The organism is Kingella pumchi, from assembly GCF_022288825.1.
Classification (GTDB): domain Bacteria; phylum Pseudomonadota; class Gammaproteobacteria; order Burkholderiales; family Neisseriaceae; genus Kingella_D; species Kingella_D pumchi.
On record NZ_JAKOOW010000074.1, the window covers coordinates 1 to 8,046 of the forward strand.

The following is an 8,046-nucleotide window of genomic DNA, read 5'->3' on the forward strand; positions in this document are numbered from 1 at the left end:
GTCGGATGCGGGCGGCGGCGGGCGGTTTGTTGCTATGATACGGGTGTTCCGATATACAAGGTCGGATACTTGTATCCGGCATTTCCGCAAGCAAAGTTCCAAGCATACCAACGGCTATCGGATTCGAGAATTCGACCTACAACTGCTGCCATGCGGTGCGTAGGTCGGGCATTCATGCCCGATGGAAAGAGGAAACAAAGCAAAACGTCGGGCATCAATGCCCGACCTACTGCAAAACCAAAACCATCCGCACACGATAAAGGCAGCCTGAAAGCTGAAATAGGCTTTCAGGCTGCCTTTTTGCGATGAATCGGGGTTGGGTTTCAAGCTGCCTTTATCCATCTCTCAAGCCAGCTCACCACCCCGCCAGCACCACCTTGCCAATCATGTCGCCGCGCTCTACCAGCTGATGCGCGCGGCGCAGGTTGGCGGCGTTGATGCCGTTGATGATACGCGTGGCGGTGGTTTTCAGACGGCCTTCGTCCACCAGTTGCGCGACTTTGGCAAGGATTTCACCCTGGCGTGCGATGTCGGCGGTCTCGCGCAGCGGGCGGGTGAACATGAATTCCCAATGCAGCGAGAGGCTTTTGCCTTTCAACGGGTTGGCGTCGAGTACGTCAGGGTCGTCAATCAGCGCGATGCGGCCTTGCGGTGCGAGCAGTTCCGCCAGTTGCGGCAGGTAGTGTGCGCTGTGGTTGGTGGAAAACGCCCACGACGGCGCACCGATGCCGAGCGCGGCCACTTGTTCGGGCAGGCTGTGGCGGTGGTTGATGATGTAATCCGCGCCGAGGCGGCGCAGCCATGCTTCGCTTTCTGGACGCGAGGCGGTGGCGATGGTTTGGATGTCGGTGAGCGTTTTCAACAACTGCACGGTAATCGAGCCGACGCCGCCCGCACCGCCCACCAGCAGCAGGGCGCGACTGCCACCGGCGACGGGTTTGTTCACGTCGAGACGGTCAAACAGCGTTTCCCACGCGGTGAGCGCGGTCAGCGGCAATGCGACTGCTTCGGCAAAATCGAGCGTGCGCGGTTTGCGGGCGACGATGCGCTCGTCCACCGCCTGCAACTCTGCATAAGAGCCGGGGCGGTTAATCACGCCCGCGTAATAGACTTCGTCGCCGACCTGAAAATGCTGCACGCCGCTGCCGACGGCTTTGACCACGCCTGCCGCATCCCAGCCCAAAATGCGGTACTGCCCTGCGGCAGGCGTATGCGCGGCGCGGACTTTGACGTCGGCGGGATTGACCGACACGGCACGCACTTCGACCAGTAAATCACGTTCGCGCAGTTCCGGCGTGGGCAGCTCAATGTCGAGCAGGCAGTTTTCGTCGTTGGCAGGCAGCGGGCGGTTGAATCCAATGGCTTTCATTTGATGCGTCTCCGGTTGTGTAAAAGGAGCGGGCATCATAAGATACGGGCGCGCGTTTGTTAAGAACGCACTTATTTTTCAGTAGGTTACTTATTAGATACTGGCAAAGGCCGTCTGAAAGCAGATAAAAACGTCGGGCATCAATGCCCGACCTACAAACTGCCAAAGGCAGCCTGAAAGCCGTTTCAGACGACCTTCAACCATCAAACAAGGAACACTCATGGGCAAAACCGCACACCGCGCATTTGACTGCGCCGAAGGCTGCTCGGTGGAAGCCGCGCTCGCCGTTATCGGTGGCAAGTGGAAAGGCACGATTCTCTACCGCCTGCATAGCGACGGCGTGCTGCGCTTCAACGAAATCCGCCGCATCCTGCCCGCCGTATCGCAGCGCACGCTGACCGCGCAACTGCGCGCGCTGGAAGCCGACGGCATCATCGAACGCACTGTTTATCCCGAAGTGCCGCCGCGCGTCGAATACCGCTTGAGCGCCTACGGGCAAACGCTTGCGCCGGTGCTGCTCGCCTTGAAGGCGTGGGGCGACGGACACAAGGAACGCGGCAAGGCAGCCTGAAAACAAAAGGCCGCCTGAATTCGTTCAGACGGCGTTTTGTTTTCTAACCCTCAATCCCGCAGAAACTTGTCAATCATCACCCAGGCAGCGGAAAAGTCGCTTTGCAGCACGCCGTGCGAGGCGTTGGCAACGATGGCGAGTTGCGCCTTGGGCATGGCGCGGTAGGCGGCAAGTACGGTATCGAGCGGGGCGTTTTGGTCTTTTTCGCCCGCCAGCAGCAGCGTCGGCGTTTGGATGTGGGCGAAATCGGCGCGGCTCATGCCGAAGCGGTTTTACAAGCCCGACCACATCGGGGCGATGCCCGTACCTTTGCCGAGGAAGAAGCCGAACAGGATGTTCATTTCGCCCAGCGGTTCGAGGAAACGGCTGTTGCGTAAGCCGCCTGCATCCACCGCCTTGAAGCCCATGTCCGCGGTCAGCGCTGCCGCCCGTTTTTTCGCCTCTTCATCATCGGCGGCGAGAAATACCTGAACCGTCTGCCCACTGCGTGCGGCCGGGTCGAGCAATTGGGCGAAAACGGTGTTGAATCCTTTGACCACGGCCGCCTGCGGTGCGGCTTTGGCGATTTCCTCGGCAGCGGACGTCGTAAAGCCCAGCGACAAGTTTTGGAAATCCGCCGTAACGGGATTGCTGATGTCAATCAGCGTCTTGCCCGAAACATCGAGCTGCTGCAACACTTCCGCCGCAGCGGCATAAGGCAGGGCGAGAAACACGGTCTGCGCCGCAGCAACGGCCTGTGCAAGCGTGCCGCCCTGCGCCTGTGCGCCGGTTTTCTGCGCCAGCGCCTGCGCTTTGGCAGCGTCGCGTGCGCCGATAAATACATTTTTGCCGGCAGCGGTCAGTGCGGCAGCCAGCCCTGCGGCCATATTGCCGCTTCCGATAATAGCGATGTTGCTCATGTTGTTGCTCCTGTGCTTGTTGGGATGGCGGGATTATCGCCCTTCCAAATCCGCAAGAGTAGTCGCTAAAATGAAAACGAAATTTTCAGATATGGAAAGCAAAGATGGATTTCAACGCGATAAAAGTGTTTACCGCCGTGGTGCAGGCGGGCAGTTTGTCGGCGGGGGCAGCGCGCTTGCAGATGCCCGTTGCCACCGTCAGCCGCAAAATCAAAGAGCTGGAAAACGGCCTCAACGTGCAGCTTTTGGAACGTACGGGGCGCGGCGTGCAGCCGACGCTTATCGGTCAGCAGGTGTACGAGCAGGCGCATTTGAGCGTGGAAACGCTGGACAACATCGCGCAGCAAGTCATCGGCGAGCAGGCGCAATGTGCCGGGCGCTTGCGCCTGTCGCTACCGTTGACGTTTGAGCCGGGCTGGCTGCTGCTGGGCGATTTTCAGGCTGCCTATCCGCGGATTGAGGTCTTCGTCCTCGCCACCGAGCGCAAACTGGATTTGTTGGCCGAAGGCATCGATGTCGCCCTGCGCAGCGGCGGTTTGGCAACCGACAGCCTCGTCGCCCGCAAATTCGGCGACATGCGCCTGCAACTGGTCGCCAGCCCCGACCTGCTCGCCCGCTGCGGCACGCCGCACCGCCCCGATGAGTTGGCGCAAAAGCCCTGCATCGGCTGGTCGCCCCTGCCCGAACATCCCGTGCGCTGGTCGCTCGGCGGACAAAGCATCATCCCGCCCGCCGCCTTCTGCTGCAACGACTACCGCCAACTGCGCCAGCTCGCCCTGCTGGGGCGCGGCATCACCGACCTGCCCGATTTCTTCGCCCGCCCGCTGCTTGCCGAAGGCGCATTGGTCGAAGTGCTGCCCGATTTCCCCTTCCCGCAGCTGCCGCTGCACCTGCTCTACGTCAAGCACCGCCACCCGTCGAGCGTGGTGCGGGTATTTGTCGAATTTTGTTTGGATAATGCGGGCAAGTATTTGGCATAAACCCGAAAACCGCCCTACCCCGCCCGTTCCGCCAACACCTCGCCCAAAAAATCCGCCACCGCGCGGATTTTTGCCGAGCGGCGCAGGTCTTCGTGCATCACCAGATAAATATCGGCGGCAAACTCTTCCTTTTCCGCCGCGTCATGCAGTGCCGTAGGTCGGATACTCGTATCCGACACTTTTCAGACCGTCTGAAAGCCTAAAAAGGCAGCCTGAAAAACTACACGACACGGCAAATCGCAAAAACCGTTTCGCCGTTTGTATAAAATACGGCCTTGCTGCCCATACGGTTTTCAGGCTGCCTGAAACCCGCCCGCGCCGTAGATAACGGTTTAGAATGCTTTGTCGGACACCAATGTCCAAGCCACAAGCTCAAATTAGGAGAATCCCATGGATCAAAAAGTGAAAAATCTGCTGGACGATTGGCAAACCAGTAATCCTGCCTTGTATGAAATCGCCGATAGCGTGCGCACGAAAATAGGGCAACTGGCAGATACGGTAGGCGAAGAAGTGAAATATGGCGGCATTTTGTTTGCTGCCCCCAAACCATTTTGCGGCATTTTTGTTTACAAGCAGCATGTAACTGTGGAATTTGCTCACGGTGCCGAGATGGCAGACCCGCACGGTTTATTGGAAGGCAAAGGCAAAGGCCGTCGCCATTTGAAATTACATACGCTTGAAGATGTGGAAAATAAGCATTTGGCGGAGTACTTACGGTTGGCGCAACAAGCAGCAGAATAAAATGCCGTGCTGAAAGAGCGCTGAACTACGACGGCAACCGTTTTCAGGCTGCCTTGAATGCTGTCTGAAAACCCGTTTGCAGGCTTCGTACGGAGTTTGTAGGTCGGTGTATTTATGCCCGACAAACACAGATAAATTTTAAAACGTCGGGCATAAATGCCCCGACCTACGGCTGCGCTTGCTTTCAGGCTGCCTATGCCTATCATCATGCCGTCTGAAAAACCCAACCCATCCGAACCACACCCCCAAACCCACATCAGAAAGCCCCCCATGCCCGCCGAAATCCGTATCACCTATTCCCGCCTGAAAATGTTTGTGATGTCGCTCGTTCTGCTCGCCATCGCCGCTGCCGCATCGCCGCTGCTGTTTGTTGGCAGCCTAAAATCTGTCCTAAGCGGAGCTTTTATTGTTTTGTTCTGCTTGGTGTTTGCCGCCCTGTTGCTCTACCGCGCCGCTGACAGCCGCACTAAACTGGTGTTAAACGCCGACGGTATCCGCATCGTCCAAGCATTTGCCGAAAAAGAACTCGACGGGGTTGGCGCGAAAAGCGGCAGCAAAACCAAGCGCGAAAACGTTTTTTATCCGTGGGAACTGGTTAACAGCGTGGTTTTCGTGTATCCGTTTCCCGCCACACTGTACCTGAACAGCGAGCCTGCACGCAAATTCAAAGCCGAACTGGAAGAACTGGAAGCCGAGCAGCCGCTGCCCGATAACGCCACGCTCGAGCAAATGGAAGCGCGCGTCGCCAAATATCTGCGCCTGTCGGAAAGCATGACCCGCCAGCGCGACTTCTCCATCACCCTGCCCGTGATGTACCTGCTGCACGGCAAACACCTGCCCGATTTAATCCGCACGCTAGCGGCCGAGTCCGACAAAAGCCGCCGCCAAGCCGTGCTCGACGGTTTTTGCCAAACCTTTTTCCCCAAAGCCCTTGGTTCGCGCCCCGTCGCGCCACCCGAACCGCGCGAGTTCCCCGTCTGCCTGCCCGCCCAAGTCAGCATCCGCAGCATTGGCGGCGGCTATCCGCTGGCAAACATTTTGTGTGCCCTGATGCTTATCGGCAGCCTTGTTTTTGCCGCCGTAATCGTGCGCAACGCCGCCGATCCTGCTGACATCCGCGGATTTCTGCCGCTGCTGCCCTTTGCCGTCATCACCGCCGCCGCGTGTGGGTGGCAGCTGTCCCGCTACCGCCGCCGTCGCGCCGTGCTTGCCGCCATCAACCGCCCCGAAGCGCAGCCGTGGAAACTCGTCGCCATCCCGATTTACATCGCCGGCACCAATCGCAAACTCAGGCGGACGTATTATTTCTACCCCGCGCCCATCAACGGCAAAATCCGCGAAATCACATTTAGCGACCACAACTTCCAACCCGTGCGCCGCCACGGACAATATCTCGCCTTCGCCCCGCGCAACGGCGGCGCGCCCGTTCCCATCGATGCCGATTTGCGCAATATCCAAGGGCTGAACGAAAGCGAACGCCGCGGGCTGCTGCGCCAGATTAAAGAACTGGAAGCAGAGTTTTAGACGGCAGCAAAGGCAGCCTGAAAACCAATCTCCACTTTCAGGCTGCCTTAATGCCGTCTGAAAAGGCAGCCTGAAAACGCCTTCCCCCTTATCATCTCTTGTTTTGATTCAACTGATTTTGCCATGCCGACGATTAACCATTTTGCCTGTCCCCAGCATGTGGAAACGGGCTGCGTGTTGCAGCACAAAAAACTTTCATTCGCGCAATCGCAGTTTGCACAGCCGATGGTTGTGCGCGTGGTGCACGGGCGTAAAACGTTGCGCTACGCGGGCGGCGAATTGACTGCAACGACGGGACAATGGCTGCTGATTGCGGGCGGGCAGTCGTTTGATGTACTGAATGAGCCTGATGGGGCGCAGGGTTATCGCTCGGAATGGCTGATGTTGGGCGATGAATGGGTGGCGCAGTTTTTCGCGCAACACCCTTCGCGCGAAACGCTGGATTTGGCGCGTGTGTTGCGCCCTGATGCGGCTTGGAACGAATCGCTTTCTCGCGTGATACACGGCGTGCAGGCGCGGCTGCCTGAAACGGTGTTGGCAGCGCGGACAATGGAACTGCTGGCTTGGCTGGCGCAAGCCGGGGCGGTGTTCAATCCGCATTCGGCGCAGCCTGTAAGCAAGCAGATACGCCAACTGATTGCGCGAGATACCACAATCAACTGGCGGATAAGGGATGTGGCGCAGCGGCTGGGCATGAGCGAGGCAACGCTGCGGCGGCGGCTGGCGAACGAAGGCACGTCTTTTCGCGAACTGTCGGGCAGTGTGAAGATGATGCGGGCGCTGACCCTGCTGCAAACGTCGCCGTTGGGCGTGGCGCAGGTGGCGTATGCGGTGGGCTATGAGAGCCCTGCGCGGTTTGCGGCGAAATTTCGGGCGCATTTTGGTTGTACCCCGAGCGATGTACGCAGGGCGCGTTAATCCGCGTATCGGCAGCCTGAAAACCCCCAACGCAGCAAAAAAGGACGCACTACATGGCGTCCCTTTTTTCGTTTCATCCCTTATCGCGCTTGGCGCACGGTAACTTTTGCCCTGCCCAGCGCGTGGGCATTGGTGAAAAAACCAACCAGCGCGGGCGTGGCTTCGGCGGTGATATTGGGCAGCGTGGCCACATCCACGGCGGTAACGGTGATTTCATAGCGGTGGTTTTGCCCCTTGGGCGGACACGCGCCCATAAAACCCGCTGTGCCACCATCGGTGCGCGTTTGCAGCGCGCCCGGCGGCAAGGCCTGGTTTTCAGGCAGCGCCGACACGTTGGCGGGAATATTGGCAACCACCCAATGCATCCAGCCCAAGCCGGTAGGCGCGTCTTTATCGTACATCGTCAGCACAAAACTTTTCGTGCCTTTGGGGGCGTTTTTCCATGAAACCGTCGGCGCGATGTTGCCGCCTGTGCAGCCGAAGCCGTAGGATTCACTTAACAAATGGCGTTCGGCGAAGTGTCCGTTTTGCAAACCGCCCACTTGCACGGTAAATTTCCCTTCTGCCCCAGCTGTAGCAGAAAGCGCGGTAAAACCCGTCAGCGCAGCGGCATAGAGCCATGTTTTCATAATGTTTTCCTTATTTTGATGGGGTTGAAAACGCAGATTATAGGGATGAGCCGCACGCCGCATGATGCCGAAACGTGCAAATATTGTGCGGATTTGGGCAGCCTGAAAACAGGTTTGCGGCTGTTGCGAAGTCCAAACCCGTCTGCCGTTTTTCAGGCTGCCTTTAAAAACAACCGCCGTAGGTCGGTGCATTTATGCCCGACAGAAATAGGAAACACAGCAAAAAACGTCGGGCATGAATGCTCACCCTACACGGCGTTTCAGGCTGCCCTGATGCCGTCTGAAAAGGCAGCCTGAAACCGCATTACACGGTTTCAGGCTGCTTTTTTATTCCGTCATTCCCGCACAGGCGCACTACTGTCCGGAATAAATAACCCATACAAATCAGCATGCCAAGTACTTGACTTCAAAACAA

The 8,046-nt window shown here is 58.1% G+C and carries 10 protein-coding genes; 5 read left to right on the forward strand and 5 right to left on the reverse strand.

Annotated features, from left to right (window positions below; translation table 11 throughout):
* Positions 1–355 precede the first annotated feature (355 nt).
* Positions 356–1,369 carry a zinc-binding alcohol dehydrogenase family protein gene (locus tag MB824_RS10950; RefSeq protein WP_238748566.1) on the reverse strand — a complete coding sequence of 338 codons (1,014 nt, stop codon included), beginning with the start codon at positions 1,367–1,369 and terminating at the stop codon, positions 356–358.
* A 220-nt stretch (positions 1,370–1,589) separates the two neighbouring features.
* Between MB824_RS10950 and MB824_RS10955 the strand changes: the two genes are divergently transcribed.
* Positions 1,590–1,940, forward strand: coding sequence for a winged helix-turn-helix transcriptional regulator (locus tag MB824_RS10955; RefSeq protein ID WP_238748567.1), 351 nt, complete (start codon positions 1,590–1,592; stop codon positions 1,938–1,940).
* Positions 1,941–1,990: 50 nt separating this feature from the next.
* Here MB824_RS10955 and MB824_RS10960 read toward each other — a convergent pair whose 3' ends face one another.
* Positions 1,991–2,200, reverse strand: a complete 210-nt coding sequence (locus tag MB824_RS10960) for an alpha/beta fold hydrolase (protein ID WP_238748568.1) — start codon at positions 2,198–2,200, stop codon at positions 1,991–1,993.
* 12 nt (positions 2,201–2,212) lie between these two features.
* Positions 2,213–2,839 (reverse strand): NADPH-dependent F420 reductase, encoded by a 627-nt coding sequence (locus MB824_RS10965; protein ID WP_003778214.1) that lies wholly within the window; start codon positions 2,837–2,839, stop codon positions 2,213–2,215.
* A gap of 104 nt (positions 2,840–2,943) precedes the next feature.
* Here MB824_RS10965 and MB824_RS10970 point away from each other — a divergent pair, with 104 nt between their 5' ends.
* Positions 2,944–3,819, forward strand: coding sequence for a LysR family transcriptional regulator (locus tag MB824_RS10970; RefSeq protein WP_003778217.1), 876 nt, complete (start codon positions 2,944–2,946; stop codon positions 3,817–3,819).
* 14 nt (positions 3,820–3,833) lie between these two features.
* Here the strand turns inward: MB824_RS10970 and MB824_RS10975 are convergent, their stop codons facing one another.
* The gene (locus MB824_RS10975) at positions 3,834–3,998 is read right to left on the reverse strand and encodes a hypothetical protein (protein ID WP_234403807.1); all 165 of its coding nucleotides are present in this window, start codon (positions 3,996–3,998) and stop codon (positions 3,834–3,836) included.
* A gap of 211 nt (positions 3,999–4,209) precedes the next feature.
* On the opposite strand from MB824_RS10975, the gene MB824_RS10980 reads away from it, so the two are divergent.
* The 3 genes from MB824_RS10980 (at position 4,210) to MB824_RS10990 (ending at position 7,002) form a co-directional block, all read left to right on the forward strand.
* The gene (locus tag MB824_RS10980; RefSeq protein WP_238748569.1) at positions 4,210–4,560 is read left to right on the forward strand and encodes a DUF1801 domain-containing protein; all 351 of its coding nucleotides are present in this window, start codon (positions 4,210–4,212) and stop codon (positions 4,558–4,560) included.
* 195 nt (positions 4,561–4,755) lie between these two features.
* A complete protein-coding gene (locus MB824_RS10985) occupies positions 4,756–6,084 on the forward strand; it encodes a hypothetical protein (RefSeq protein WP_238748570.1) in 1,329 nt (442 codons plus the stop codon).
* 123 nt (positions 6,085–6,207) lie between these two features.
* Positions 6,208–7,002, forward strand: coding sequence for a helix-turn-helix transcriptional regulator (locus tag MB824_RS10990; RefSeq protein ID WP_238748571.1), 795 nt, complete (start codon positions 6,208–6,210; stop codon positions 7,000–7,002).
* A gap of 80 nt (positions 7,003–7,082) precedes the next feature.
* Here the strand turns inward: MB824_RS10990 and MB824_RS10995 are convergent, their stop codons facing one another.
* The gene (locus tag MB824_RS10995) at positions 7,083–7,631 is read right to left on the reverse strand and encodes a YbhB/YbcL family Raf kinase inhibitor-like protein (RefSeq protein ID WP_238748572.1); all 549 of its coding nucleotides are present in this window, start codon (positions 7,629–7,631) and stop codon (positions 7,083–7,085) included.
* Positions 7,632–8,046 lie beyond the last annotated feature (415 nt).